Origin of the sequence: Novosphingobium sediminicola, assembly GCF_014196525.1 — a bacterium.
Classification (GTDB): domain Bacteria; phylum Pseudomonadota; class Alphaproteobacteria; order Sphingomonadales; family Sphingomonadaceae; genus Novosphingobium; species Novosphingobium sediminicola.
Genome location: NZ_JACIDX010000006.1, coordinates 101,034 through 125,993, shown reverse-complemented (window position 1 = coordinate 125,993; position 24,960 = coordinate 101,034). Strand labels below are relative to the sequence as shown.

The window sequence follows — 24,960 nt, the reverse complement described above, 5'->3', positions numbered from 1 at the left end:
TGAAACCCGCTTCGCGGCAGAGGTTTAGCGCTGTTCGACGCTGCGCTCGACGTTAACGGCGGCCACCTTGTCGCCGCTCAGGTTGAGCTGCATGTCCCAGGTTGCGTAAGTGTCCACCACATCGTCGACCGAAATGCGTTGGCGGTAAAAGCAATCGACCTGGCCGTCACGCGCCGCGCCGCAATGCGCGCCCGCCTGACGCAGCATCGCCACGCCGCCGCGCGCATCCGCGCCCACCGGCACCGCGCGGCGCACCGCGTCATAACCTGCTTCGGGCGCACCATTGCGCACATAGGCATTTTCAAAGAGGTGGAAATCGAGACCCGGCGCGGCCGCCTGCACAGGCGCGCCAGACAGCAGCGACACGGCAAAAGCCCAAGCCAAAAGGTTCTTCATGATGATCTCCATGTAAGGAAGCCGACTCCGACGATATGCGGAGGTGGCGGCCAATCGGGGTGGCGCCGATTTACGCCTATTTCCGGCACACTCAAACTCGATTCCTGCATCCGCAGTTGCAAAAGTGGTGCATTTGCGGGGATACAGACAGGCTCGCAATACTGTCGGGGCAAGGCCAAGTCCTGAGAATTTATGAATCTTTAAGCGTTAACCACTAGGGGAAACCATTAGGCGCCCCATCGGGCGCGCATCTTGTCCGCTGATACAAGGCCCGATCATCATGCCGCGATCCCAGCCCTTCTTGCGCCGATTGGCCCACGACCGGCGCGGCAATGTGCTGATGCTGGCCGCCTCGATCATGTTCGTGCTGACGGCCCTTATCGGCGGGGCGGTGGATCTGAGCCTTGTCTATCGCGCGCAAAACCGGCTTCAGGGCGCATGTGATGCGGGCGCTCTGGCCGCACGGCGCGCGGTGACCACGAACGGGCTGGACGCCACCGCGATTGCCCAGGGCAAGTCCTATTTCAACGTCAACTATACCGATGCCCAGCAAGGCACCAAAAGCACCGCCTTCACCCTGTCGAGCACCGACAATGGCGTCACCGTCAACGGCACCGCCACCACTACCGTGCCGCTGCGGATCATGGCGCTCTTTGGCCGCTATACCTATGATCTCAGCCTGACCTGCGCCTCGACGCAGAGCATCGGCAATTCCGATATCGTCTTCGTACTGGACACCACCGGGTCGATGTCGGATTCGTATAACGGCACGGTCAAGATCACCGGCCTGCAAACCGCGCTCAAGAATTTCAACACGACCATCATCAACGCAACGGCCGGCACCAATGCCCGCGTGCGCTATGGCTTCGTGCCCTACAGCAGCTCGGTCAATGTCGGGCGCCTGCTCTACAATCTCAGCCCGTCCTATCTGGCCAGCACCTATGCGCTGCAGACCCGCGTGCCCCAGTTCGAGGCGATCACCTATGCAGTGTATAATTCGCGCACGCTGAAAACCTCCGAAGAGGTCTATAACTCAACCCCCAACTCGACCCCCGCGCTTTATTCCAGCACCGCCTATGCCAGCCAGAGCGCGTGCTTTGCCGCCCTGCCCGCGACATCGGCATGGACCAACAACGGCTCGTCCAGCAACAGCACCGGCAATGTCACGACCGGCTCCTACACCTACAGCGCCAGCATCGTGACCCAGCCCAAGGTGCGCTCGCTCTATACCTGCACCCGTTCGGGCGACAGCTATTACCAGTATCGCTATTATGCCTATCTCAGCCTGAAATCCTATACATACAGCGGCCTGGGCACGGCCTCCTCGCCCACCAGCGGGACCGCCTTCGACCATTTCGACTATGTGCTGGCCAATGTGGATACCAGCACGTTCAAGACCTTTGCCGCCGCCACCACCAGCACCGGCAGCAGTGGTGCTTCGCAAAGCTCGACATGGAATGGCTGTATCGAGGAACGCTTCACCGTCTCGGACTCAGCCTTCAGCTACAGTTCGCTGACCGACCGCATTTCGCCCACGACCGCTACCGACCTCAACATCGACATGGCGCCCACCAGCGACGATGCGACCAAATGGGCGCCGATGTGGCCCGACATCGCCTATTATCGCGGCACCAGCAGCAGCAACTCGATCCTGAGCACATCGGGTTCGCTGGCCAATTCCTATTGCCCGGCGGCGGCGCGCACGCTGGCCACCATGACGCAGACCGATTTCACCACCTATGTCAATTCGCTGACCCCGGCGGGCAGCACCTATCACGACATCGGCATGTTGTGGGGCGCGCGGCTGATCTCATCGACCGGCATCTTTTCCAGCAATGTGACCGAGGTGCCCACCAATGGCGGCAATGTCACGCGCCACATCATCTATATGACCGACGGCGAGCCCAATGCCGCCTACAGCATTCAGCAGGCCTATGGCATCGAATATCACGACCGGCGCATCACCGATGATGGCTACAGCAACGATGACAACCGCCATATCGCCCGTTTTCGCGCGGTCTGTGATGCAATCAAGGGGCGCGGGGTGCGAATCTGGGTGATCGGCTATTCCACCAGCCTCTCAACCGACCTGTCCTATTGCGCCTCGCCCGACAGCGGCTTTACGGCCAACAGCGCCAGCGAGCTGAACAGCGCGTTTCAGCAGATCGCCAAGACCGCCAGCGCCTTGCGGGTGGCCAGTTGATGGCGCGGGCGCTTTGCCATCTGTGGCGCGACCGACGCGGGGCCACGGCGGTGGAATATGCCTTCGTCCTGCCGATCCTGATGCTCTTGCTGATGGGCATGGGTTACTATGGCCAGATGTTCTATGGCCGCGCGCTGCTCAACGGCGCGGTGCGTCAGGCCGCGCGCGATGCCACGCTGGAAAATGCCAACACCACAACGCTCGACCAGAATGTGGCCAAGGTGCTGGCCCCCGCGCTGCCGGGGGTGACGGTCACCTCGACCCGCAAGTCCTATTACGATTTCACAGATATTGGCCGCGCGGAAAAATGGACCGATTCCAACGCCAATGGCCGCTGTGACAATGGCGAACCCTATACCGACGAAAATGGCGACGGATCGTGGAATTCGGACATTGGCGCATCGGGCAATGGCGCGGCGGGCGACATCATCGTCTATACCGCCACGGCCAGCTATTCCCCGATGTTCAGCGTGCCCTTTATGAAAAGCATGTGGGGCAAGGTCACGCTGAACGCGACAGCAGTGCGCCGCAACCAGCCATGGGCCGCACAGGTCGCCTATGGTTCGGCCACGAGGACCTGCACATGAGGCTGCGCGCGCTGCTTGGCCGCCTGTGGCGCGACCGTTCGGGCGTCTCGATCATCGAACTGGGCGCCACCATGCCCGTGCTGCTGCTCATCGGGCTCTATGGCATCGAAATGGCCAATATGACGATCGTGAGCCTTCAGGTCAGCCAGATCGCCATGTCCACCGCCGACAATGCCTCGCGCCTTGAACAAAGCAGCACATCCAGCGTCAGCCCCACCGTTAGCGAAACCGAGATCAATTCGGTGCTGACCGGCGCAGTGCAGGAAGGCAAGAGCATCAACCTGAGCACCAAAGGCAAGGTGATCGTCTCCAGCCTCGAACTCAATTCTTCCACCAGCAAGCAATATATCCATTGGCAACGATGCACCGGCAGCATGACCGCCGCATCGGCCTATGGCGTCGAAAGCGCGGTCGTGACCGGCATGGGGCCCACCGGCAATCAGGTGACAGCCGCCAGCGGCATGGCCGTCATGTTCGTCGAGGTCTATTACCAGCAATCAGGCCTGTTCGGATCCATGTTCGTCAAACCCATGACGCTGCATCAGGAAGCCGCCTTCCTCATCCGCGATTCGCGCAATCTGACGGCTGGGCTGTCGGGGACTAAGACGGCGACTTGCTGATCGGGGTTTTGGGGTTTTTGGGGTTTTGAGGTTTTGCCTCCGGCGGGCAAAGGGACTTGTCCCTTTGCAATCCCGATACTGTCTTTGTTGCGCTATGGGTTTGGCAACGGCTGACATAGGCAAGGTTGAGATATGAAAGCCTGCGGCGCTTAAGACACCACCTTACCGCGCCGCAGGCTTTCCCCGCCATCGCAAACCACACACCACCCAATTAATAGGATTGCAAAGGGACAAGTCCCTTTGCCCGCCGGAGGCATAAAACCCCCATCAAGCCGACATCCGCACCACCAATTCGGGCGCCATAATCACACTCTGCGTATCTTCGCCCGCGACCCGGCGCATCAGCATGTCCACCAGATGCTCGGCCCCCGCGACCAGATCCTGGCTGATCGTGGTCAGGCTGGGCACGGTATGTTCGGAGAGCGGGAGGTTGTCATAGCCCACCACGCGCACATCGCCCGGCACCGACAGGCCCACTTCGGAAAGCGCCCGCAACGCCGTCATCGCAATGACATCCGAGGCCGCCACGATCCCATCGGGCCGGTGCGCCGCCTTGCGCAGATAGCGCGCGATATCGGCATAGGCCAGTTCGGCCACCAGATGAGCCGGCACCACCTCGGCGGGTGCAAGCCCCGCCTGCGCCAGGGCAGCCTGTACCCCATCGAGACGCTGGGTCATTTCCAGCGCGCGCGGATCACCGAAAAAGGCGATCTTGCGGCACCCTTGCTCGATCAGATGCCGCGCCGCCATCTGCCCGCCCAGATGGTTGTCACTGCCCACGCTGCAATGGACCTGCGCTTCATCATGCCCGCCCCAGACCACCAGCGGGCGATAATCGCGCGCCACTTCATCAAGGGTCGCTGCCTGATCGGACTGGCCCAGCACGATCAGGCCATCGACCCGGCCCGATGTCGCCACCCTTTCCAACCAGCCGGTATCCTGTGGAATCACCCGGCTGAGCAGCAGGTCATAGCCCCGCGCGGTCAATGTATCGGCCAGCATCCCCAGCATGGTGATGAAGAAGGGATCGGAAATCGGCTGTCCCGCCTCATGGCCCAGCGGGATCAGCACACCGATCGCCCCGGTCTTCTGAATGCGCAGATTGCGCGCCATCACATTGGGCCGAAAGCCATATTCGCGTGCCAATGCCTGAACGCGTTCGCGGGTGGCGCGGCTGATCAGTTCGGACCCGGCCAGTGCGCGCGACACCGTACCAGCCGACACCCCGGCCAGATCGGCCAGCTCCTTGATGTTCCTAACCCTCTGCATGGCTTTTCCCACCCTGTCCCCAACGCCAACTCATCAGTAAATCGGCCCCTTGGCAAGCAAAAGCGGGGTTTTGCGCCGCGCGGCATATGTAAAGAAAATGCGCGCCTGCGACCCTATGGCCGGGCGTATCCGCGAAAATGTCATAAAACCGTCGCATCAGGGGCCATGACTCAAAAACCTGTTCTTGTTGTCGAGGATGATCCGATCATCGCGGGCGTCATCTGCCGCAATCTGGCGGCATGGGGCCATCCCTCGCTCCATGCGCTGACCGGGCGTGAGGCGCTGGCACTTGAGCGCGAGGGCGCGGTGGGGGCAATCATTCTGGACCGGATGCTGCCCGATATCGGCGGGATCGAGATCCTGTCGCAGTGGCGCGCATCGGGGTGCAACACACCGGTGCTGATGCTTTCCGCGCTCGGCTCGGTGCAGGACCGGGTCGAGGGGCTCAAAGCCGGGGCCGACGATTATCTGACCAAGCCCTTTGACGATGCCGAACTGGAAGCCCGCCTTGCCGCCATCTGTCGGCGCAACCAGCGCAAGGGCGATGATCTGGCCGTGGGGCGGCTGCGGCTGGACAATGCCGCGCACCGGGCCTTTCTGGGCGATGCGGGCATTGATCTCAACCGCAAACAGTTTTCGATGCTGGCCTATCTGATGCGCCATGCCGACCGGGTGGTCACGCGCGCCATGCTGCTCGAAAATGTCTGGGGCTATGCCTTTGATCCGGCCACCAATATCGTGGAAAGCAACCTGTCGCGCCTGCGTGGGCGGCTTCAGGCGCTGGGCTGCGATGCGGTCGAAACGCTGCGCGGCGAAGGCTATGTATTGCGTTCGGCCAAATGCGGGGCATGACATTTCTGGCCCAGCCGCGCATCGGGCGGCTGGCGGGGCAATTCGGGCTGGCCTTTGCGCTGGCGATGGCGGGGGCGGGCGCCCTGCTCTACTGGCAGGCCCGCGCGCAGATCGACGATGAGGTCGAAACCTCGCTGCGCCGCGAACAGGCGCGTATTCTGGTGCCCGGCGCGCCGCAGGACACCGCCAGCATCGCCCGCCGCCTGAGCGCGCTGACCGGCGGGCGCGTCATCAGCGACAAAGGGCATATGCTGCTGGCCGCCGATGGCCGCACGATCTGGGGCCGGATCGAGATGGCCCCGCCTCCCCCCGGCTTTGCCGATGTGAGCTTCCGCGATGGCCGCCCCGACTGGCGCGAGGGCCATGCGCTGACCGCGCGGCTGTCCGATGGCGCGCGGCTGGTCATCATCGAGCATTCCGAGGCGGTGGAGAATATCCACGCCATGCTGCCCCGCACCGCGCTCATTCTGGTCATCATCAGCATCGTCGTGGGCAGCGGGGCGGCATGGCTGTTTTCCGCGCTGATCGCCCAGCGACTGGCTCGCACGATGGCCGCCGCCGATGCGCTGGCGCGCGGAGACCTCAGCCAACGCATTCCCGATGCGGGCCTTGACGGCGTGTTTGCACAACAGGTGGCGGGGCTGAACCGCATGATCGAACGCATGGCCGATATGGTCCACAGCCAGCGCCAGTTCGCCAGCCATCTGGCCCATGACCTGCGCACGCCGCTGACGCGCCTGCGCGCTCTGCTGCAGGCCGATATGGCGCATACGGACGAGGCCGGGCGGCAATTGCTCGACCGGGCCGAGCGCGAGTGCCGCTCGATCATCGCCATTTTCGACGCGCTGCTGCGCCTGTCCGAAATCGAGGCGGGGCGCCATCCCACCGCCATGGCCCCGCTGCCGCTGGCCCCGATCATCGAGGATGTGGCCGAAACCATGGAACCGGTGATTGCGGATGCAGGCAGCAGGCTGGAAATGGGCACGCTGTTTCCCGCCACGGTCCGGGGCGATGTCGGGCTGGTGCATCAATTGCTGGTCAATCTGCTCGACAATGTGGCGCTGCACACGCCCGCACAGACCTGCGCCACCATCGGGCTGAGCATCGCCGGAGACGAGGCGATCATCACCATCGCCGACAATGGCCCCGGCATCGCCGAGGCCCAGCGCGACCGGGTCATGCAGCCCTTTGAACGGGGCACGGCCTCGAATCGGCCGGGCAGCGGGTTGGGGCTGGCAATTGCGGATGCGATCATGCGTTTTCATGACGGATCGCTCGAACTGGCCGACAATGGGCCGGGGCTGGCGGTGCGCCTGCGTTTTCCGCTGCTGACCGCGGGCATGACAACATTCTAAATTTGCAATCTTGCCCGCTTTGGCCCCCTGCCCCGGCGCTTCGTCACATATCCGTCATCGCCCGCACCTAACCGCCGCTCGTGTCCGGCGGGTTCTAAGGATCGGGCAAAAAGACAGCATGGATCATCCCCCCTCGCGCCCGTCTCATTTCGGGCGGCGATGGCGGCTGCCTGTTCGGTCTGTGAGCCCGCCGCCGAAATCGAGATCATATCGTTCAAGGGGCCAAACATGAGCAAACATTCCATCCAGACGCTGCTGGCGACCAGCACCGCGCTTGCCGTCTGCCTGATCGCCAACGTGGGCTATGCCGTGGCTGCCGAAGTGCCCGCCGCCGAAGTCCCGGCCGCCGCCGGGACCGCCGATGACCAGTCCACCTCCGCCAATCAGGCCGGGCAAGCCAATGACCGCCAGTCGCTGACCACCTCGGACATCATCGTCACCGGCTCGCGCACCGCCGAGGCCGCCCCGCTCACCGCCTCGCTGACCACCACCCAGCCGCAGGCCGCGATCAGCCGCGAATTCATCGACAATGCCAATGCCGCTTCGGACTTTAACGAGCTGATCGCGCTGACGCCGGGCGTGTCGATTTCGGGCACCGGCAACGGTCAGGGCTTTTCCGAAACCAAGGCGGTGATCCGCGGTTTTCAGGATGGCGAATATAACGTCACCTATGACAGCATCCCCTTTGCCGACACCAACAACCCCACCCACCACTCGACCTCGTTCTTCCCCTCGACCACGATTGAAACCGTGGTGGTGGACCGCGGTCCGGGCAATGCCAGCCAGCTGGGTCAGGCCACCTATGGCGGCAACATCAACATGTATTCGCGCGCCGTTTCTGACAAGCAGGGCGTGATGGGCGAGGCTTTGCTGGGCAACTGGAACAGCTTTATCGGCCGCGCCGAAATCCAGACCGGCAAGATCGACAAGTGGAACGGCGCCAAGTTCGTGCTGGCGGGCCAGTATCTGAAGTCGAACGGCGCGCTGACCAATTCGCCGGTGATGTCGAAGAACCTGTTCTTCAAGGGCGTTATCCCCATCGGCGACTCGAACAAGTTGACCGTCATGTCGACGTGGAACCGCAACTATTACTATCAGTCGGACGTGCTCAAGGGTTCGACCTGCGGCTATGCGCAATCGGGCTATGCCACGCTCAAGGCGGTCAATTGCTCGGCAGGCTCGAACATCGGCATGTATGGCCTGAACTATGGCATGGGCGGCGATCCGACCAAGCAGGATTACTGGAAGTATAACCGCACCGACAAGACCACCGACTTCTCGTATCTGCGCCTGCAAAGCGATCTGTCCGAGCATCTGAGCCTCGACAACCGCGTCTATATGTATGGCTATACCAACAACACGATGAGCGGGAACACCAGCACGGTCGTCACCGGTTTCTCCGGCGCGGGCACGGCCACCTCGCCCTATAAGGCGGTTACCGACGCCAGCCAGATCCCCGGCTATAACAAGATGAACAAGTATCGCGTGATCGGCTATATCGGTCAGGCGGATTACACCTTCGGCTTCGGCAAGGCCAAGGTCGGCGGCTGGTACGAGCATGCCAACACCTGGCGTCACACCTGGGATTTCAGCTGGACCACCGGCCTGCCCAGCTATGACCAGAAGTTCTACAGCGGCGCCACCAGCACGCTGGGCTATCCTTCGACCGCGCTGGCCAACATCAAGTATGAGCAGAATTCGAGCTGGGATCAGTTCCAGCTTTTCGGCGAACTCGAACTGCGCCCGGTCAGCAATCTGGCGATCACGCCCGGCGTGAAATATGTGAATTTCAAGCGCGGCGTTAATGCACTGGTCAATGCCGACTCCTATCGCTCGCCCGCCAACACCTCGGCCACATGGACAAAGGCGCTGCCCTTCGGCACGATCAACTGGCAGCCCAAGACCAACTGGTCCTTCTATGGCCAGTATGCGCAGGGCATGTATGTGCCCGATCTGTCGAGCTTCTATACGCCTTCGTATGACGCGGCCACCGCCGCCCAGTCGAGCAGCGTTGCCGCCACCGTCAAGCCGCAGACCAGCACCAATTATCAGGTCGGCACCGTGTGGCATGGCCGCAAGGTCTCGATCGATCTGGATGGCTATATCATCAATGTGAACAACAAGATCGCCAGCGCCACCGACACGACCGCCTTCTCGGGCACCTTGGTCAACATCGGCACCGTACATTACAAGGGTGTCGAAGGTCAGATCGCCTATATGCCGATCGAAGGCCTGACCGTGTTCGGCAATGGTTCGTATAACTATGCCCATTCCGGCACTACCAATGCTCAGGTCGCCAAGGCGCCCTTCAGCACGGCGGCCGCCGGCTTCATCTATAAGCACAAGGGCCTGCGCGTCTCCTTCAGCCAGAAGTTCACCGGCCCGCAGTTCGCCACCGAACTGTTCAGCGTGAAGACCTCGGTCAACGGCGTGCCCACCGCCGTCACGCAATATTCGACGCTGGACGGCGTGCGCCTCTATCGCATCAGCCCCTATTCGACCGGCGAATTTGCGATCAGCCAGGAAATCGGCACCCATTTCCGCATCGGCGCCACCGTATCGAACGTATTCAACAGCCGCGCGATCACGGCGGTCTCGAACGCTTCGGGCGGGGCCAGCACGACCACCCAGGGCGCGACCACCTATCAGACCAGCTATGGCACGGCTGACCAGTTCAGCTTCCTGCCGCCGCGCTCGTTCATGGTCGATGTCCGCGTGAAATATTGATGAAAGCGGCACGGCGGGGCCGGTTAAGGCCATAGCCCGCCGGTGACGACCATCGGAAAAACCAAACCCCTGCGCCGGTAACGGCGCAGGGGTTTTGTATTGTGGAACCTGCGTTTTACACGGGGGCTTTACTGGACACCTTACCCATCTTCATCCAATGTCATCCGCGCTTTAACCTAGGCCTGCACTATAGGCCTTTTCACTCATGGGGGCCCATGATGCGTTCAATCTGGCTGGCTCGCATGGAAAGGGAAGGGCGCTTGGGGTTTTCGCGTCTGATCCGGTGGTTCGCGAATGTCGGAACCGATCCGGACATGGCTGTTTCTCAGGCTGCGAATCTGCAAAGGCAGGTTCCGCTCCTTTATGGCCTGTTGCTTATCAACTCGCTGGCCGTGGCCATCACCCATCGCGCACAGGCCCCCCTGTCGCTGACGCTGAGCGCGCCGGGGGTGCTGTTCACCATCACCATCATTCGGATGATCCACTGGCTGCGCTCATCGCGCACCGGCCTGCCCAGCCCCGAAGAGGCCAAGCGCCAGTTGCGTCTGGTGACGATGGTGGCGGCGCCGATTGCGGCGGCCTATGCCGGATGGTCGCTGTCTCTTGCCCCCTATGGCGGGCCGTTTGAACAGGCCCATGTGGCGCTCTATATTTCCACCACGGTCATCGGCTGCATCTTCTGTCTGGTGGTCCTGCCGCAAGCCGCGCTGCTGGTGGCGCTTTCGGTGCTGCCCGCCTTCATCATCTTCTGTTTCAGCAAACGCCTGCTCACCTTTGCCACCATCGGCATCAATGTCGCGCTGGTGCTGGCGGTGCTGCTGCGGGTGCTGTTCAACGGGTTTGAACATTTCCGCAAACAGGTGAAATCGAGCAGCCTGCTGGCAACCCAGCATCATGAATTGCAGCGGCTGAACGAGGAAAACCGCAAGCTGGCGATGACCGACAGCCTGACCGGCCTGCCCAACCGGCGCCAGTTCTATGCCGATCTGGATGCATGGACCGATCAGAACACCGGCCTGCCCTTTGCAGTGGGAGTGCTCGATCTGGACCGGTTTAAGCCGATCAACGACACCTATGGCCATCAGGTCGGCGACCGGCTGCTCGAAGCCATCGGGCGACGGTTGCGGGCCACCGCCGGACCTTCGGTGCAGGTCTATCGGCTGGGCGGGGATGAATTCGGGCTGATCGACACACAGGTCGCTGATTTCGCACGCACCTGCGAACGCCTGCTGCAACAGGTCCGCGCGCCGCTGCGGATCGGCGAGATCGTGCTCTCGGTGGGCGGCTCGCTGGGCGTGGCACAATATCCCGATGCCGGGACCAAGGCGGCCGATCTGTTCGACCGGGCCGATTATGCGCTCTATCATGCCAAACATGTCCATGGCGGCGGCGTCTGCCTGTTCACCCCCAGCCTTGAAACCGCCGTGCGCGCCGACCGCGCCATCGAGGCCGCGCTTCAGGCCAGTTCCTTCGAGGAGGAATTGTCCATCGTGCTCCAGCCCATCGTCGAATTGGCCAGCGGGCGGCTGAGCGCGGTCGAGGTGCTGGCCCGATGGTCCAATCCGATGCTGGGCGAGATTTCCGCGATGGAATTCATCGCCATTGCCGAACGCTCGACCGCGATCCATTCAATCACCCGCGCGGTGTTCAAAAAGGGGCTGAAGGCCGCGCGGCAATTGCCCGATTGCGTGGCCGTGTCCTTCAACATTTCGGCCTGCGACCTCACCTCGGCCAGCACGCTGGCCTTTATCCGCGACGAGATCGCATCGGCGGGCATCGCCCCGCACCGCATCTGGATCGAGGTGACCGAAACCGCCGTGATGCGCAATGCCGATGCCGCCGCGCAAGCCCTTCAGGCGTTCCGCGACCTTGGCGTGGGCATCGCGCTGGATGATTTCGGCACCGGCTATTCCAGCCTCGGTTATGTTCAGCGCCTGCCGCTCGACAAGGTCAAGATCGACCGCAGCTTTGTCGGCGCGCTGGACACCGAAGAGGGCAGCACGATCACCTCGGCGGTCATCACCCTTTGCCACACCATCGGCCTGACCTGCGTGGCCGAAGGCGTCGAAACCGAGGCCCAGCGCCAGACGCTGGCCGAGGCGGGCTGCGAACATGCGCAGGGCTATCTTTTCAGCAAACCCCTGCCGCTGGCCGAACTCCTGCTGCGCTGCGCCGATGCGCAGGCCTCATGGCTGGATTCCGACCGCCGGACCGCCGTCGCCTGATGACTTGCGCCACTCACACCCATTAACCTTATTTGGGTAAGCCCTGCCCTATGCTGGCGCCATGGACGGGAATGATGCCTTGGCGGAACGGAATGGCGGGCTTTCGCTGCGCTGGCTGATGCTGACCCTGCTGGGGCTGCTTGGCCTGATGCAGGCGGGTCTGTGGGCTTTTCTGGGCTTGCCGCTGTGGTGGTGGCTGGCGGGCGGCGCGATGGGTCTGGCGGCCATTGCGGGTGTGGCCCGCGCGCCGGGCTGGGGCGGATATATTGCATGGCGCGATCTGGCCGTCTGCGCGGTGGTGGCCATGGCGGTGCTGCTGGTGGGGGGCGAAGGGCGGCTGACCTATGCCAACACCGACTGGCAGGTGCGACTGGCGGTGTTGCGCGATCTGACGCTCAATCCATGGCCGTTTGCCTATGACGTCGCGGGCGGGCCGATGGTGCTGCGCGCGCCGCTGGGCATGTATCTGGGGCCTGCGCTGACGGGTAATGTCCATGCCGCCGAATGGGCCTTGTGGGCGCAAAACAGCCTGTTGCTGACGCTGGTGCTGGGCGCCGGATCAACGCTGTTCGACGGCGGGCGGGCCAAGGCTATCGGTCTTGCGGTCTTTCTGGGTTTCAGCGGCATGGACATTGTCGGTCAGGCGCTGGCAGGCCAGCCCCTGACCCTGCATCTGGAGCAATGGGCCGGGTTTCAGTTCAGCGCCCATATCACGCAGATGTTCTGGGTGCCGCAACATGGGCTGGCGGGCTGGATCTTTGCCGCGGCCTATCTGGCATGGCGGCGGGGCAAGGCGCCGCGCGTCGTGATGGCGGTGATGGTCCCGTTTCTGCCTCTGCTCTCGCCGCTGGCGGCGATAGGATGCCTGCCCTTTGCGCTCCATGCCTATGCCCGGTCGCTGTTTTCGCGCGATGTCATCTGGGCAGGATTGGCGGCAGGGGCCGCGCTGCCGGGGCTGGCCTATCTGGTGGTGGCGGGCGATACGGTCGGCGCCTTGGCCATGCCTTTGCCTTTGCACTCCTATCCGATCTTCATCCTGCTGGAGATTGGCGCCTATCTGTTGGCTCTGCGGCTGCGGCCCTCGTCCGGGGCCTATGGCGCGGCCACGGTATGGATCATGGTTGCCTCGCTCTTGCTGATCCCCTTTGGCCGGGTGGGCGGCGGCATGGATTTCGCCATGCGCGCCAGCATTCCGGCGCTGGCCGTTCTGGCGGTGCTGATCGCGGACCTTCTGGTGCAACCCAAACAAGAATCCGCTTGGGGCCCGGCGAAAGGGGTCGCGCTTGTCGCATTAACCATTGGATTGGCCACCCCGATAGGCGAAATCGCCCGCGCCATCGCATGGCCGCGTGCGCCTGACGTGGCTTGCGGCTATTACGGCGTGGTGCCATCGGGCGCGGCCACCTATGTCGCCCCGCTGGCGCGTTTCCCGGCCATGATCCGGCCCGGCGCGGTTTTGCGCCGCCCCCGCGATCCCGCTTCCTGCTGGCAAGGCCCATGGCCTGACGCGGTCACCGGACATGACGCACAGACCCATCCCGGACGCGGATAGAAGGTCCGCGAAGGGTTGTTTCGTTAACCCTCAAAACCCCCTATTCCGTTGCACAAATGATACGCTGTTGCAGCAAAGCGATGCAATCTCGCCAAAATATCGCGGCAAATCCAGTCAATGCGCCTAGTTCGCGACAGGAATGTCACAATTCTGGGTCAAGCCTGCCGACGCCATGGCGGACGGGCCGCTGGAACCATTGTGTCATTTCACCCAAGGGCGCCGATGCAAACTGGCGACGCGCCCTGTCAGGTTTTCAAATTTGTTGAGGGAGCAATCCATGAAAACGTCGCTTCAAACAGCCGCGATCTCGCGCCGGGCTCTGGCTCTGGCCGGTCTGATCGCGCTGGCCCCGACCCATGCGCAGGCCGCTGAGGCAGCCAATGACGCCAACGTCATCACCGTGACCGCCCAGCGCCGCAGCGAAAATCTCCAGAACGTGCCGCTCAGCGTGGCCGTGCTGCGCAGCGACGATCTGACCGGCCCGCGCGCGGGCGGTGGCGATTCCCTGCTCAGCCTGTCGGGCAAAGTGCCCAGCCTCTATGTGGAATCGACCACCGGCCGCATCTTCCCGCGTTTCTACATTCGCGGCCTTGGCAATGTCGACTTCTACCTCGGCGCCAGCCAGCCTGTGTCGATCATCCAGGACGATGTGGTGCTTGAGCATGTCGTGCTCAAATCGAACCCGGCCTATGACGTGGCGCAGGTCGAAGTGCTGCGCGGGCCGCAGGGCTCGCTGTTTGGCCGCAACACCACGGCAGGCATCATCAAGTTCGACAATGCCAAGCCCACCAAGGACTGGACCAGCCATATCGACGCCAGCTGGGGCAGCTATAACACGCAGAGCGTAGAGGCCGCCCTGTCCGGCCCGATCGCCAAGGACGGCACGGTCACCTTCCGCCTCTCCTCGCTTTATCAACACCGCGACAACTGGGTGACCAACACCTATACCGGCGTCAGCGCCGATGGCACCGTGGGCGGCGGCAAAACGCTGGGCCGCTTTACTGAAAACGACACCCGGTTTCAGCTGCAATTCGACCCCAGCTCCGACACCAGCATTAACCTGACCACCAATTACCGCGCCTATCAGGGCACCTCGACCCTGTTCTATCGCGGCTCGCTGGCCAAGGGCAGCAACAAGACCGTGGCGGGATGGAACCAGAAGCAGGTTGCCTATGACGAGGCGCAGAACAACCCGCAGAACTATTCCACCTATGGCCAGACGCTGCGCGTGCGCCACGATTACGGCAATGTCACGCTGACCTCGATCACGTCCTATCAGGGCGCCGATGGCTGGTCGCGCGGCGATACCGATGGCGGCGCTGCGGTCAACTTCCCCTTCAACGGCGCGGCCAACGGCTATGGCCAGTCGCAGGGCCGCCTGCGCGGGCTTGACCAGTGGACGCAGGAAGTGCGTCTGGCCAGCAAGGACAATGCGCGCTTCAAGTGGCAGGTGGGCGGCATCTATTTCGATGCGCGCGATGACACCGAATTCGACCAGCGCGGCTATTTCCTGACCACGGCGGCCTATAATCCGAACAACTGGGTGCTGCTGCACAATATCAACACCAGCTGGGGCGTGTTCGGTCAGGCTTCGTACAAGCTGGACGACCGTCTGACGGTGACGGGCGGCATCCGCGTGACCAATGACACGAAGAAGACCGCGCTGCTGAAAACCGCCAATACGGCGGCGGGCGTCTCGACCTATACAGGCCGCACCTATGTGCGCCTGGCCGACACCCAGCCGAGCTGGGATCTGAGCCTGCTGTATAAGGCCAGCGCGGACGTGAACCTCTATGCCCGCGTGGCGCGCGGTTTCCGCGGGCCGACGATTCAGGGCCGCTCGGCCGTGTTCAACAGCGATTTCACCACCGCCAACAGCGAAACCAACACCAGTTGGGAAGCGGGCATCAAGACCACCGGTCTTGGCGGCGCGCTGCACTTCAACCTCACCGGCTTCTACTACACCGTCAACAACATCCAGTTGAACGGCAATGACAGCAACGGCAACGGCGTGCTGTTCAACGCCAACAAGGCGGTGGGCTATGGCGGCGAGGCCGATCTCAGCCTGAAGGCCGGCAACCTGACGCTCAGCTCTGGCCTGTCGCTGCTGCATACCGAAATCAAGGACAGCAACGTCTATGCCCAGACCTGCGGGCTGAACGGGGTGCAGGTCTGCACCGTGTATAACACCGGCGGCTTCACCAAGGGTACGGGCACCGGCACGTCCTATTTCGTGCCGATCAACGGCAATCCCCTGCCCAATGCGCCGACCTATAACCTGAACCTGTCGGCCCGCTATGACGTGCCGCTGGGCAATGGGGCCAAGCTCTATGCGGCGGGTGACTGGAACATTCAAGGCAAGACCAGCTTTGTCCTTTACCGTTCGGCGGAATTCACCGCCAACGGCAACAATGAACTGGGCGCGCGCATCGGCTATGCCACCCCGCATTACGAGATCGCGGCCTTTGCCCGCAATCTGCTCAACAAGCACAATCTGATCGGCGTGATCGAGAACTACATGGCGGGCGTGTACAACGAACCGCGCATCTTCGGCGTGGCGCTAAGCCTGCGCTGAGATCCGGCGCTAAAGCCATAGGAAAGCCGGGGTGGGTTTGGGCCTGCCCCGGCTTTTTTTTGCGACATCGGGCCGATGCGCGCGCCAGACATGGCTCGGCGCTCCCCGGAAGGGGAAGATCAAACCAGTTTCAAAATCGTGGGATTGGTGGTGAGCCCATCTGGATTCGAACCAGAGACCTACTGATTAAAAGTCAGTTGCTCTACCGACTGAGCTATGGGCCCCCATAAGTGCGGCTGAAAGGGAAGCTTCAGGCGCCGGGTCGCGGTTCCCTAGGGGCGCGGAGGCTCCGGGTCAAGCGGCTGTGTAACTGTTTGATGCTAAAACCTGTGCGCGGATCGCGCCAGTTGGGGACAAGTGCGGCCACCGGGCGCAAAACAAAGTCGCGCAGCCGGAACGAGGCATGGGGCACGCAAAGCCCGACAGAGCGCCATTCTCCCCCGCCCCACAGCACGATATCAAGGTCGAGCACCCGCGAACCCCAGCGTTTTCCGCCCCGCCGCCCAAATTCGCGCTCGATGGATTTAAGCAGGCCCAGCATCGCAGGCGGCAACAGATCCGAACGCACCAGCACCGCCCCATTGGCATAGCGCCGCAAGGACGGCCCCAGCGGCGCGCTGCGAATCACCGGCGCCATCGCCTCGACCCCCAGCCCCGCCTGCGCCAGCGCGGCAACGGCGGCCTGCAACACACGCTCTGGCCCGCCATGGCGCGCATGGCGAACGTTCGAGCCAAGTGCGATCACATAGAGGTCAGATGTCCTGGGCAAGGCGGCCATAGAGTTGGGGCCTGCGGTCGCGGAAAAAGCCCATCCCGGCCCGGTGCGTCGCCGCCCGCGCAAGGTCGAGCGTTTCGACCAGCACGCCGGTTTCGCCCGCACCGAACTGCGCCGTCAGATCGCCCCATTCGTCGCTGATGAAACTGTGGCCGTAATAGGATTGTTCCGGCCCGCCAAAGGCCGCCTCGGCGCCGATGCGGTTGGCGGCGATCACGGGCATGCAGTTCGATACCGCATGGCCCTGCATCGCGCGGCGCCACATGCGGCTGGTGTCCAGATCGGCATTATAAGGCTCGGTGCCGATGGCGGTGGGATAGAACAACACCTCTGCCCCCATCAAGGCCATCGCCCGCGCGCATTCGGGATACCACTGGTCCCAGCAGATGCCCACGCCGATACGCGTGCCGAATACGTCCCACACTTTGAAACCGGTATTGCCGGGGCGGAAATAGTATTTTTCCTCGTAACCCGGCCCATCGGGAATGTGGCTCTTGCGATAGGTGCCCATGATTTGCCCATCGGCGTCGATCATGGCCAGCGTGTTGTAATAGTGATGTCCGTCGCGCTCAAAGAAGCTGGTCGGGATCGCCACTTTCAGCGCCCGCGCCAGTTCCTGCATCGCGATCACGCTGGGATGCTCCGCCGCCGGGCGGGCAAGGGCGAACAGCGCCTCATCCTCAATCGTGCAGAAATAGGGCGAGGAAAACAGTTCCGGCGGCAGGATGATCTGCGCGCCGTGCTTTGCGGCCTGCTCCACCAACGCGACGGTGGCCGCGATATTTTGCGCCTCATCCTGGCTGCCCAGCGCCAGTTGCAGCGCGGCGACGGTGATCTTGCGTTCGGTCATGGCGGCTTCCTATGTCGGGGACGGAAATATGTCCACCATTGCAGGCGGCGCGATCGTTCCTATCTAGGGCCCATTCGCGAAAGATTGGAGAATAGGCATGGCCCAGCAGGCAATTGTCGCAGGCGGCTGTTTCTGGTGCGTCGAAGCGGTGTTTCGACAACTGGCCGGGGTCAGGAACGTGGAAAGCGGCTATATCGGCGGCGCGGTGGAAAATCCCACCTACAAACAGGTATGCGGCGGGGCGACCGGCCATGCCGAGGCGATCCGTATCACGTTCGATCCGGCGGTTCTGTCCTATGGCGCGCTGCTCGACGTGTTTTTTGCAACCCATGACCCGACGCAGCTCAACCGGCAGGGCAATGACGTGGGCACACAGTATCGCAGCGCGATCTTCCCCCTGGATGCCGTACAAAGCGCCGAGGCCGAAACCGCCAAACTGCGCGCGCAAAAGGACTGGCCCGCCCCCATCGTCACCTCGATCGAGCCCATCGCGCCATGGTATCCGGCCGAGGACTATCATCAGGATTACTGGGTGGGCGAAGGCCAGCGCAATCCCTATTGCCTTGCCGTGATCCCGCCCAAGCTGGCCAAGCTGAAGAAGGGATTTGCGGACAGGTTGAAGGGGTAAGGTCAATCAGTAAAACCGATTGCAAAAACCATCTTTGATCAATTTCCCGATTTATCGATCCATGGGACCAGGCCTCACCCCAATGAGAGGCCGGTTCCATGTTCGCCATCCTGCATCATATCATTACCGCAGCGCGCATCCTGCATAACCGGATGTTCCCGGTTGACGGGATCGACCTGCTGATGCGGCTTGATGTGGTCGGCTATGAAGGGCTTGGCCCCGGCGATCTGGCCGATCTGGGGCCGGAGGGCATGGCCACGGCGCTGCTCTGGCTCTCGGCGCTATGCTCCGAAGGGTTGGTCGAACAGATAGTCGAGGGCCGCTATTGCCTGACCGGGCGCGGCCATCAGGCGCTGAGCCTGATGGCGCAGGCGGCGGATAAATCCGCCACGCTGATCCTTTGACGGCCCGCCTTATTTCCGCCAGCGCGCGATGAAAAACCCATCAAGCCCGCCGGCCTCGCCCAGCATCCCCGGGTCGGTGCGCAGCCAGCCTTGCTGCGTAGGCGCTAAGCCTGCGGGCAATTCCTCGGCCCGGATCGGATCGGGGGTCAGGCCCACTTTCACTGCCTGCTCCTCGCCCTCCTCGCGCTCCAGCGAGCAGACTGCATAGACCAGCACACCGCCGGGCTTGAGCCACCCTGCCGCACGGGCGAGCAAAGCCTCCTGCAATTCGGCCATCTCGGCAATCTGGCGCGAACCGATGCGGTGCAGCACATCGGGATGGCGGCGGCATGTGCCGGTCGCCGTGCAGGGTGCATCCAGCAAAACCGCGTCGAACAAGTCCTCCGGCTCATATTTCAGCGCATCGGCCGCGATCAGATCGGCCGACAGCCCGGTGCGCGCCAGATTGGCCCGCATCCGCTCGATCCGCTTGGGGCTGCTGTCCAGCGCGGTCACATCCCAACCGGCGGCGGCCAGTTGCATCGTCTTGCCCCCCGGCGCGGCGCAAACGTCCAGCACGCGGCCCGTTCCCGCGCCGATCAGGCGCGCCGGGATCGAGGCGGCCAGATCCTGCACCCACCAGTCGCCATCGGCAAAACCGGGCAGGCTTTCCACCGCATCCCCGCGCGAGAGGCGCACATGGCCGGGCATCAGCGAGAGGCCCTCGGGCGCATCCTTGCCCGCCTTCACGCTCAGATCCAGCGGCGGCGGCACGGCCAGACCCGCCGCAATGGCCTCGCCATGCTCGCCCCAGCGCTCCGCCACGGCCTCGGGCAGGGTCGGGATTTCGGGCAGGGTCACGCCTTGCTTCACCAGCGCGGAAAACACGCCATGTGCCAACCGGCGCGGCCCACCCTGAAGCAGTTCCAGCCCGGTGGCCACCACCGCATGGGGCGGCGTTTCCAGCCGCAGCCAACCCGCCAGCATCAGGCGCAACACGCTGCGCGGTTTGGCATCTTCGGGCAGGATCTGCTGGGTGGCCGAATCGATCAGCGCGTCGAGATCCACCATCCAGCGCATCGCCTCGCCCGCCAGCGCGCGGGCCAGCGCCTTGTCATTCTGGGGCAGGCCCTGCGTGGCGGCATGGGCCGCATTATCAAGCGTTTCACCCCGGCGCAGCACCGCATCCATCAGGCGCAAAGCGGCACGGCGGGGGGCAAGTCCGGGGACGATTTCACCAGTCTCGGGTCGATTGTTGCGTTGGTTCATCGGCGGCCCTTAGGGGATATTGCATTCCAGCGCCAGCGGGCGCATGGCAAGGCCATGACCGACGATGCCAACCCCCGGCCGATCCAGCGCGCCACCCAGCGCCCCGGCACTTTCACCAAGCCGCAGCATTGGACCAACGATCCCGTGCCCGCCCCGGCCGCGCCGAAAGACGAAGAAGACCCCGAGGGCCTGTCCCCAACCCGCTATGGCGATTTCACCCGCAAGGGGATTGCATGGGATTTTTAAAGGCGGACTTTTGAGGGTTTAGACCCAGCCCATCAATTCGCGCCGCACCAACGCCTCCAGCATCCCCATGCCATCGGCGCCCGCGTTGAGGCATTCCAGCACGGCATAGTCCTTTCCGCCTACTTCCTCGAACACCTCGCGCCCGCGGATGGCCAGTTCCTCCAGCGTTTCGACGCAATCGGCGGAAAATCCGGGCGCGGCAATCGCCACCCGCCCCACGCCCTCGTGCGCCAGACGGGCCAGCGTATCCTCGGTCGAAGGCTCCAGCCATTTGGCCCGGCCAAAGCGCGACTGGAACGAGGTTTCCACCTTCAACCCCGGAAATTCCCCCGCCAGCGCCTCGCTCAACAGGCGCGCGGTCTTGCGGCACTGACAATGATAGGGGTCGCCAAGATTCAGCGTGCGTTCCGGCATGCCGTGGAACGAGAGCAGCAGGACCTGCGGCACAAAGGCCAGCGCTTGCAATTGCGCCGAGAGATCCGCCCGCAGCGCCTCGACATGCGCCGGATCATCGTAATAGGGCGGCAGGGTGCGGATCGCCGGTTGCCAGCGCATCGCGCCCAGCCCCTCGCCCAGCCGGTCGATCACGCTGGCCGTAGTCGCGCCCGAATATTGCGGATAGAGCGGGGCGACCAGAATGCGCTCGCACCCCGCCGCCTTCATCCGCGCCAGCACATCAGGGATCGAGGGCGCGCCATAGCGCATCGCCCAATCGACCATCACGCCATCGCCCATCCGCACCTGCAGATCCTGAGCCTGCGCCTGCGTGATCGCGGCCAAAGGCGAGCCATCCTTGGTCCACACCTGCGCATAGGCATGGGCCGATTTGGCCGGGCGCGTACGCAGGATGATGCCGTGCAGGATCGGCAGCCACACCGCGCGCGGGATTTCGACCACGCGCCGGTCCGACAGGAATTCGGCCAGATAGGTGCGCACCGCCGATGCCGTGGGCGCCTGCGGCGTGCCCAGATTGACCAGCATCACCCCCACGCGCGGGGCGGCCACAGGCGGGTGATCGGAAGGGCGCTTCATCATCATTCCTAATCGTCAGAGGCCAGAGGCAAGCGGCGAAGCCTGATGCCTGTGGCGGAAAACAACGCATTGGCAATCGCAGGCGCGGCCACCGCCACGCCCAGTTCGCCCGGATCGAAGGGATCGGCCCCGCTGGCGATCAATTCAACCTCGACTTCGGGGCAATCGGCCAGCAAGGGCAAGCCCAATTGACCCAGTCGCGATAAAACCGGCAGCCCCTTCTCCCAGCCCGTGCTGGCGCCAAGGGCAAGGCCGATGCCAAAGATCAGGCCGCCCTCGATCTGCTGGCGGGCGATGTCGGCGTTGATGATGCGGCCAATGTCGGCCACGGCGGTGATGCGGTCCACGCGGACGCCCGCGTCGCTGCGCCGCGCGGTGGCGATGGCCGCGATGCAACCGCCATCACCCACCGCCCCCATGCGATGACAGGCCAGCCCCGCCCCGCTGCCATCCTTGCCGCCATTCCATTCGGCCAGCGCCGATACCCGCTGAAGACACGCCGCCATGCGCGGATCGCCCGCCAGCATCCCCATGCGAAAGGACAAAGGCTCACGTCCCAGCGCGGCGGCGATCTCGTCAAGGAAACTTTCCGAGACAAAGGCATGCAACCCATGCGGCCCCCCGCGCATCAGGCCGGTGGGCAATCCGGTCGCGACGGGCGCATGATCAACCGCAACATGGGCAATGGCATAGGGCGGATTGGCCCCCTCCATCGCCATAATGTCCTTGCGGTCCTGCATCTTGGCCGCCTTGGTCGGGCTGGCGCCGGACAACATGCGCAGGCCGAATTCACGCATCGTGGCGGGCATGGCGATTTTCGCGCGCCACGCGGCAACATGGCCCGCCGTATCGGCCCGCGCCTCGACATGAACGGCCATCGACGCGCGGGGCAATCCGGCGACATGCTCCTGCCACCGGCTCCAGATCAGTTGCACCGGCTTGCCCACCGCCTGCGCGATGGCGGCGGCCTGAATGGCAAAGCGGGCATCGAAACGCGCATCGAAACTGCCCCCGGCCGCCGCCGGATAGAGCGTCACCTGATGCGCGGGCACCGCCAGCTCGCGCGCGATGGCCAGTCTGGCGCGTTCAGGCGTATGTGTCGCCGCCCAGACCTCGACCATGCCCTCGCGCAGCCGCGCCGTAGCCGTCGCGGTTTCCAGCGTGGCATGGACTGCCGGGGCAATGTCATAGCGCGCGGAAAATTGCGGATGCGCGCCCAGAATGCCATCGGCATCGGCCTGCGCAACCATGCGATGCGCGTCATCGCCCTTCAACGCCTCGTCCAGCGCCTTGGTTATGTCGGCGCTTTCCAGCGGCTTTTCCACCGCAAAGCCGGGCGCGATTTTGGCCAGCGCCTGTTCCGCCGCCCACCAGTCAGTGGCTACCGCGGCCACCCAGCGCGGCCCTTCGACCATGCGGACAAAACCCGAAACCCCGTGCGCCCGCCCCGCATCATGCGCGCCCAAAGCAATATTTTCCCCGCGCGGAGCATGGCGGATCGCGGCATAGAGCATGTCTGGCAAGCGAATATCGCCCGCAAAGGGCCATGATCCATCGACCTTGGCCGGAGCATCAAGCCGAGGAAAGGCCAGTTCCGCTCCCCCCGGCAGCGCCGCCGGGCTTTCCGCAGGCGGCGCAGGGCGTAGCACCGGCGGATCGGGCGGGGTCAGCCCCGCCGCATCCTGAACCAGCGCGCCAAAGCCAAACGAGCGCCCGCCATGGCGCACCGCCCCGCCCGACACCTCGCATTCTTCCCACTTCACGCCCCAGCGCGCCGCCGCCGCCATGGCCAGCACCGCCCGCGCGCCCGCTGCCGCCTTGCGCAGGGGCTCCTCATAGGCCGTGACCGACGTACCCCCGCCTGTGGCCATAAAGCGATGATCCTCAGCCCAGCGGCGGACCATCCAGCTATGCCGGTCCGCGACCAGCGGCGCGACAATCGGCGCCCAGAGCGGCGCCCAGCTCGCGGCCAGCGGCAGATTGGGGAACAGCGCGCTGATCGGCGCGGGCGTCACCGCTACCTGCCGCCAGTCCGCCCCCAGTTCGACCGCCGCGATCTGAGCCAGCACGGTCATCACCCCCTGCCCCATTTCCAATTGGGGGATCGCCACATTGACCACGCCGTCCTTGCCGATGCGCAGCCATGCGTCGAAGGGATATTCCCCCTCCTCGGGCGGGAAGGGATAGGCATAATGCCGGGGCAACAGGCTCCACCCGACCACAAGGCCACCGCCCGCCGCCGCGCCGATCAACCATTGCCGCCGGGTGATGGCCATGTCGGGCTTAGCCCTTTTCCGGGGTCACACCCTGCGTCGCCAGCCATGGCAACAGCTTGCGCGCGATGGCGGCAAAAGCCTCGGCCTGCGGCCCCTCGCCCGCTGCCGGGGGCTCGCCCGCGTCCGAGCCAAGGCGGATCGCCATATCCAGCGGCACGCGACCAAGGAAAGGCATCTCCAGCCGCTTGGCCGCATCCTCAACCGCGCCACAGCCGAAGGGGTCCGACACATTGCCGCAATGGGGGCAGACATAGCCCGCCATATTTTCCACCAGCCCCAGCACCGGCACATGGGCCGCCTCGAACAGGTTGAGCGCGCGACTGGCATCCATCAGCGCCAGATCCTGCGGGGTCGAGACAATGACGGCGCCTGCAGGCTTGTGCTTCTGCACCATGGTCAATTGCACATCGCCCGTGCCGGGGGGCAGGTCGATCACCAGCACCTGCGTATCGCCCCACCATGCGTCGATCAATTGGTTCAGCGCGCCCGACACCATCGGCCCGCGCCAGGCAATCGCGCGCCCGTCCTCGATCAGATGGCCCATAGAAAGCACCGGCACGCCATAGCGGCTGGGGACGGGGAACATCTTGCTGTCCTTGGCTTCGGGCTTCTTGCCCTCATTGGCCAGCAGGCGCGGCTGCGAAGGGCCATAGATGTCGGCATCGACCAATCCGACCCGCACCCCCAACCGCGCCAACGCCACCGCCAGATTGGCCGAGAGGGTGGATTTGCCCACGCCCCCCTTGCCCGAACCCACGGCAAGGATCAGCGGCCCCTTGGGCGCCGGAGGAGGCGCATCGCGGTCGGCCACGATGCCCACGCGCACCTCGGACACGCCGGGCGCGGCCAGCAGCGCCGCCTTGGCCCCCGCCTCCAGCGCGGCACGGCCATCGCCGTCCAGCCCCGCCCCGTCCAGCACCAGCGTCACCACCCCATCGGCCAGACGCAGCGATTGCACCCGCGCGGCCATATCGGCAGGCAGAAGTTGGCGCAGATCATCGGCAGGCTGGGCAGTCATCACGGCTTCCTCGTAGCAAAACAGGCTTGCCCCGCGCCCTAGAGCATTTTGCCCCCAAGGGGAAACACCCGAAAGTGGGGCCGCTTGGGGAAATTTGCGGGTGAGGCTTCAATCGCCCCCTG

The 24,960-nt window shown here is 63.9% G+C and carries 20 protein-coding genes and 1 tRNA gene; 12 read left to right on the top strand and 9 right to left on the bottom strand.

Translation table 11 applies throughout. From position 1 onward, the window contains the following. Nucleotides 1-24: 24 nt before the first annotated feature. A complete protein-coding gene (locus GGR38_RS09265; protein WP_183624798.1) occupies nt 25-396 on the bottom strand; it encodes a hypothetical protein in 372 nt (123 codons plus the stop codon). A gap of 280 nt (nt 397-676) precedes the next feature. On the opposite strand from GGR38_RS09265, the gene GGR38_RS09260 reads away from it, so the two are divergent. The 3 genes from GGR38_RS09260 to GGR38_RS09250 are packed head-to-tail and all read left to right on the top strand — an operon-like array spanning nt 677 to nt 3,806. Continuing rightward, nucleotides 677-2,599 carry a pilus assembly protein gene (locus tag GGR38_RS09260; protein ID WP_183624796.1) on the top strand — a complete coding sequence of 641 codons (1,923 nt, stop codon included), beginning with the start codon at nt 677-679 and terminating at the stop codon, nt 2,597-2,599. Then, the gene (locus tag GGR38_RS09255) at nt 2,599-3,186 is read left to right on the top strand and encodes a TadE/TadG family type IV pilus assembly protein (RefSeq protein WP_183624795.1); all 588 of its coding nucleotides are present in this window, start codon (nt 2,599-2,601) and stop codon (nt 3,184-3,186) included. The genes GGR38_RS09260 and GGR38_RS09255 overlap by 1 nt, the downstream gene beginning before the upstream one ends. Continuing rightward, a complete protein-coding gene (locus GGR38_RS09250; RefSeq protein WP_183624793.1) occupies nt 3,183-3,806 on the top strand; it encodes a TadE/TadG family type IV pilus assembly protein in 624 nt (207 codons plus the stop codon). The genes GGR38_RS09255 and GGR38_RS09250 overlap by 4 nt, the downstream gene beginning before the upstream one ends. A gap of 267 nt (nt 3,807-4,073) precedes the next feature. Here the strand turns inward: GGR38_RS09250 and GGR38_RS09245 are convergent, their stop codons facing one another. Then, the gene (locus GGR38_RS09245) at nt 4,074-5,075 is read right to left on the bottom strand and encodes a LacI family DNA-binding transcriptional regulator (protein ID WP_183624791.1); all 1,002 of its coding nucleotides are present in this window, start codon (nt 5,073-5,075) and stop codon (nt 4,074-4,076) included. A 165-nt stretch (nt 5,076-5,240) separates the two neighbouring features. Between GGR38_RS09245 and GGR38_RS09240 the strand changes: the two genes are divergently transcribed. The 6 genes from GGR38_RS09240 (at nt 5,241) to GGR38_RS09215 (ending at nt 16,361) form a co-directional block, all read left to right on the top strand. Beyond that, on the top strand, nt 5,241-5,927 hold the full coding sequence (locus GGR38_RS09240; protein ID WP_183624789.1) for a response regulator transcription factor: 687 nt from the start codon (nt 5,241-5,243) through the stop codon (nt 5,925-5,927). Then, complete coding sequence (locus tag GGR38_RS09235) at nt 5,924-7,282, top strand: HAMP domain-containing sensor histidine kinase (RefSeq protein WP_246404401.1); 1,359 nt, start codon at nt 5,924-5,926, stop codon at nt 7,280-7,282. Before GGR38_RS09240 ends, GGR38_RS09235 begins: the two co-directional genes overlap by 4 nt. Nucleotides 7,283-7,510: 228 nt before the next feature. Then, nucleotides 7,511-10,009 (top strand): TonB-dependent receptor, encoded by a 2,499-nt coding sequence (locus GGR38_RS09230; protein ID WP_183624785.1) that lies wholly within the window; start codon nt 7,511-7,513, stop codon nt 10,007-10,009. 314 nt (nt 10,010-10,323) lie between these two features. Further along, nucleotides 10,324-12,234 (top strand): putative bifunctional diguanylate cyclase/phosphodiesterase, encoded by a 1,911-nt coding sequence (locus GGR38_RS09225; RefSeq protein WP_183624783.1) that lies wholly within the window; start codon nt 10,324-10,326, stop codon nt 12,232-12,234. 79 nt (nt 12,235-12,313) lie between these two features. Beyond that, entirely contained in the window at nt 12,314-13,786 is a 1,473-nt protein-coding gene (locus tag GGR38_RS09220) for a hypothetical protein (RefSeq protein WP_183624781.1), read from the top strand. A 277-nt stretch (nt 13,787-14,063) separates the two neighbouring features. Beyond that, nucleotides 14,064-16,361: a TonB-dependent receptor gene (locus GGR38_RS09215; protein ID WP_183624779.1), complete on the top strand. Its 2,298-nt coding sequence runs from the start codon at nt 14,064-14,066 to the stop codon at nt 16,359-16,361. 148 nt (nt 16,362-16,509) lie between these two features. Here GGR38_RS09215 and GGR38_RS09210 read toward each other — a convergent pair. The 3 genes from GGR38_RS09210 to aguB form a co-directional block, all read right to left on the bottom strand. Continuing rightward, a tRNA-Lys gene (locus GGR38_RS09210) sits at nt 16,510-16,585 on the bottom strand. 26 nt (nt 16,586-16,611) lie between these two features. Further along, nucleotides 16,612-17,130 carry a 2-amino-4-hydroxy-6-hydroxymethyldihydropteridine diphosphokinase gene (gene folK / locus GGR38_RS09205; RefSeq protein ID WP_246404399.1) on the bottom strand — a complete coding sequence of 173 codons (519 nt, stop codon included), beginning with the start codon at nt 17,128-17,130 and terminating at the stop codon, nt 16,612-16,614. After that, nucleotides 17,114-17,986 carry an N-carbamoylputrescine amidase gene (gene aguB, locus GGR38_RS09200; RefSeq protein WP_183624775.1) on the bottom strand — a complete coding sequence of 291 codons (873 nt, stop codon included), beginning with the start codon at nt 17,984-17,986 and terminating at the stop codon, nt 17,114-17,116. The genes folK and aguB overlap by 17 nt, the downstream gene beginning before the upstream one ends. Nucleotides 17,987-18,083: 97 nt before the next feature. Between aguB and msrA the strand changes: the two genes are divergently transcribed. Together msrA and GGR38_RS09190 are read left to right on the top strand one after the other, a co-directional pair. Then, entirely contained in the window at nt 18,084-18,614 is a 531-nt protein-coding gene (gene msrA / locus GGR38_RS09195; protein ID WP_183624773.1) for a peptide-methionine (S)-S-oxide reductase MsrA, read from the top strand. Nucleotides 18,615-18,712: 98 nt separating this feature from the next. Beyond that, nucleotides 18,713-19,018 (top strand): hypothetical protein, encoded by a 306-nt coding sequence (locus GGR38_RS09190; protein ID WP_183624771.1) that lies wholly within the window; start codon nt 18,713-18,715, stop codon nt 19,016-19,018. Nucleotides 19,019-19,027: 9 nt separating this feature from the next. Here GGR38_RS09190 and GGR38_RS09185 read toward each other — a convergent pair whose 3' ends face one another. After that, the gene (locus tag GGR38_RS09185; RefSeq protein ID WP_183624769.1) at nt 19,028-20,266 is read right to left on the bottom strand and encodes an RsmB/NOP family class I SAM-dependent RNA methyltransferase; all 1,239 of its coding nucleotides are present in this window, start codon (nt 20,264-20,266) and stop codon (nt 19,028-19,030) included. Between the two features lie 54 nt (nt 20,267-20,320). On the opposite strand from GGR38_RS09185, the gene GGR38_RS09180 reads away from it, so the two are divergent. Beyond that, complete coding sequence (locus GGR38_RS09180; RefSeq protein WP_183624767.1) at nt 20,321-20,512, top strand: DUF1674 domain-containing protein; 192 nt, start codon at nt 20,321-20,323, stop codon at nt 20,510-20,512. A gap of 18 nt (nt 20,513-20,530) precedes the next feature. Here the strand turns inward: GGR38_RS09180 and hemH are convergent, their stop codons facing one another. Genes hemH through GGR38_RS09165 form a run of 3 tightly spaced genes read right to left on the bottom strand, consistent with a single transcriptional unit; the run spans nt 20,531 to nt 24,838 of the window. Continuing rightward, the gene (hemH, locus tag GGR38_RS09175) at nt 20,531-21,544 is read right to left on the bottom strand and encodes a ferrochelatase (RefSeq protein ID WP_183624765.1); all 1,014 of its coding nucleotides are present in this window, start codon (nt 21,542-21,544) and stop codon (nt 20,531-20,533) included. Nucleotides 21,545-21,552: 8 nt separating this feature from the next. Further along, nucleotides 21,553-23,820 carry a molybdopterin cofactor-binding domain-containing protein gene (locus tag GGR38_RS09170; protein WP_183624763.1) on the bottom strand — a complete coding sequence of 756 codons (2,268 nt, stop codon included), beginning with the start codon at nt 23,818-23,820 and terminating at the stop codon, nt 21,553-21,555. Between the two features lie 7 nt (nt 23,821-23,827). Next, nucleotides 23,828-24,838 carry an Mrp/NBP35 family ATP-binding protein gene (locus tag GGR38_RS09165; protein ID WP_183624761.1) on the bottom strand — a complete coding sequence of 337 codons (1,011 nt, stop codon included), beginning with the start codon at nt 24,836-24,838 and terminating at the stop codon, nt 23,828-23,830. Between the last annotated feature and the right edge of the window lie 122 nt (nt 24,839-24,960).

Excerpts from the sequence above, each read along its gene's own strand:
- GGR38_RS09265 (WP_183624798.1), bottom strand. The coding sequence starts at position 396 with ATGAAGAACCTTTTGGCTTGGGCTTTTGCCGTGTCGCTGCTGTCTGGC.
- GGR38_RS09260 (WP_183624796.1), top strand. The coding sequence starts at position 677 with ATGCCGCGATCCCAGCCCTTCTTGCGCCGATTGGCCCACGACCGGCGC.
- GGR38_RS09255 (WP_183624795.1), top strand. The coding sequence starts at position 2,599 with ATGGCGCGGGCGCTTTGCCATCTGTGGCGCGACCGACGCGGGGCCACG.
- GGR38_RS09250 (WP_183624793.1), top strand. The coding sequence starts at position 3,183 with ATGAGGCTGCGCGCGCTGCTTGGCCGCCTGTGGCGCGACCGTTCGGGC.
- GGR38_RS09245 (WP_183624791.1), bottom strand. The coding sequence starts at position 5,075 with ATGCAGAGGGTTAGGAACATCAAGGAGCTGGCCGATCTGGCCGGGGTG.
- GGR38_RS09240 (WP_183624789.1), top strand. The coding sequence starts at position 5,241 with ATGACTCAAAAACCTGTTCTTGTTGTCGAGGATGATCCGATCATCGCG.
- GGR38_RS09235 (WP_246404401.1), top strand. The coding sequence starts at position 5,924 with ATGACATTTCTGGCCCAGCCGCGCATCGGGCGGCTGGCGGGGCAATTC.
- GGR38_RS09230 (WP_183624785.1), top strand. The coding sequence starts at position 7,511 with ATGAGCAAACATTCCATCCAGACGCTGCTGGCGACCAGCACCGCGCTT.
- GGR38_RS09225 (WP_183624783.1), top strand. The coding sequence starts at position 10,324 with ATGGCTGTTTCTCAGGCTGCGAATCTGCAAAGGCAGGTTCCGCTCCTT.
- GGR38_RS09215 (WP_183624779.1), top strand. The coding sequence starts at position 14,064 with ATGAAAACGTCGCTTCAAACAGCCGCGATCTCGCGCCGGGCTCTGGCT.
- aguB (WP_183624775.1), bottom strand. The coding sequence starts at position 17,986 with ATGACCGAACGCAAGATCACCGTCGCCGCGCTGCAACTGGCGCTGGGC.
- msrA (WP_183624773.1), top strand. The coding sequence starts at position 18,084 with ATGGCCCAGCAGGCAATTGTCGCAGGCGGCTGTTTCTGGTGCGTCGAA.
- GGR38_RS09190 (WP_183624771.1), top strand. The coding sequence starts at position 18,713 with ATGTTCGCCATCCTGCATCATATCATTACCGCAGCGCGCATCCTGCAT.
- GGR38_RS09185 (WP_183624769.1), bottom strand. The coding sequence starts at position 20,266 with ATGAACCAACGCAACAATCGACCCGAGACTGGTGAAATCGTCCCCGGA.
- GGR38_RS09180 (WP_183624767.1), top strand. The coding sequence starts at position 20,321 with ATGACCGACGATGCCAACCCCCGGCCGATCCAGCGCGCCACCCAGCGC.
- hemH (WP_183624765.1), bottom strand. The coding sequence starts at position 21,544 with ATGAAGCGCCCTTCCGATCACCCGCCTGTGGCCGCCCCGCGCGTGGGG.
- GGR38_RS09170 (WP_183624763.1), bottom strand. The coding sequence starts at position 23,820 with ATGGCCATCACCCGGCGGCAATGGTTGATCGGCGCGGCGGCGGGCGGT.
- GGR38_RS09165 (WP_183624761.1), bottom strand. The coding sequence starts at position 24,838 with ATGACTGCCCAGCCTGCCGATGATCTGCGCCAACTTCTGCCTGCCGAT.